Source organism: Piscirickettsia salmonis LF-89 = ATCC VR-1361 (assembly GCF_000297215.2).
GTDB lineage: Bacteria > Pseudomonadota > Gammaproteobacteria > Piscirickettsiales > Piscirickettsiaceae > Piscirickettsia > Piscirickettsia salmonis.
Window position 1 is genome coordinate 1 of record NZ_AMFF02000161.1, and the last position, 1,111, is coordinate 1,111.

The 1,111-nt window shown below is 37.3% G+C and carries 3 protein-coding genes; 2 read left to right on the forward strand and 1 reads right to left on the reverse strand.

The window, feature by feature from the left end; all coding sequences use genetic code 11:
- A partial coding sequence (locus C200_RS12695) for a helix-turn-helix domain-containing protein (RefSeq protein ID WP_033923759.1) occupies nt 1–252 on the reverse strand: 252 nt, incomplete at its 3' end.
- Nucleotides 253–389: 137 nt separating this feature from the next.
- Here C200_RS12695 and C200_RS15550 point away from each other — a divergent pair.
- Both C200_RS15550 and C200_RS12705 read left to right on the forward strand, forming a co-directional pair.
- The gene (locus C200_RS15550; RefSeq protein WP_033923805.1) at nt 390–713 is read left to right on the forward strand and encodes a hypothetical protein; all 324 of its coding nucleotides are present in this window, start codon (nt 390–392) and stop codon (nt 711–713) included.
- A 213-nt stretch (nt 714–926) separates the two neighbouring features.
- Nucleotides 927–1,109 (forward strand): hypothetical protein, encoded by a 183-nt coding sequence (locus C200_RS12705; RefSeq protein WP_129556479.1) that lies wholly within the window; start codon nt 927–929, stop codon nt 1,107–1,109.
- Nucleotides 1,110–1,111: the final 2 nt, after the last annotated feature.

Below are 1,111 nucleotides of genomic sequence, written 5' to 3' on the forward strand. Positions count from 1 at the left end.
TTGTTGATGAGTTTTACCCGGATTCTGATCAATAAATTTTTGAAATTCTTTCATATCACTGATTTTATGGTTATAGCCCGTTTGGTAGCCAAACCTTGCTTTGACGTCTCCTGTATGATCACGCCTATTTTTCCAACGATGCAGAGTGTCTCGACTGATTTTTAAGAGCTTGGAAATTTGTGTAATAGGTATCCCTTCATCAATCATTTTTAGTGCTCGAATTCTTAAGTCATAACTGTAAGGAGAAGGCATCGTTTTTCCTTATTGTATTTTTTAACCTACTGATAGTATGTCAGAAACTGTTAATCCAGCGCTATAAAGTACCATCTTTAAAGGAGTTTAAAGCCCAAGGTCGCTATATTCCGGTCAGTCAGCAGATTCAAGACTTTATGGATGATTATCATGTACGGGATCCCGTGGTTTATAATTTATTGACCTCTTTACCTCGGGGGCAGGATTCATGTGGCCAACAGGCTAGTGCTGAAAAAATATTTAAGGGCGCGCATCATTATAATGCAACTCGTGATAATAGACCGATGTTTTATGTAATGAACTTGCCTATTAATCAGCATACACAATTTTTACACTATGATGGCAGTAAGACACAAAAAGAAGCTTTGTTGCTGGCTGATTTAACTGTGTTTGATGCTGCTCAGGCGCAAGGTATCATTACTGATAGGGCGGCTATTCTTAGTATTAATATGATGAAGTAGTTTTATCAAGATTACTTAAACCGAGAGAATCGAGAAGACTTTTTTTCCGAGTCTGTTGAGGGCGAGCTTGCAATTGAGTTCTCAAAAGGGTTAAAAAAGCGGATTAATGATGGTGAGGTTATTCAGTTTAGTGATGGTGTTTCGGTTGACGGTGAAATATTAGTTAAGCAGGCTTTGTTAAAGCTATATGCGAGTAAATATTCTGGCAAGAAAGTGAGTGACCAAAAAAAGTATGGTGGTTTAGCGCAAGCATTATTTTTAGCAGTAACTAATAACCATAATTTTAAAGGCTGTAAAAGTGCTAATGAGCGTTTTTCTTATGTAGAAAATTTAAATGCTTTACTTTTTGCTTTTAAAGCAGGGACATTGCAAGGTGAGACGCCCTCCGTCATCTGAAG

Coding starts and splice junctions, on each gene's coding strand:
- C200_RS15550 (WP_033923805.1), top strand. CDS start 390: ATGGATGATTATCATGTACGGGATCCCGTGGTTTATAATTTATTGACC.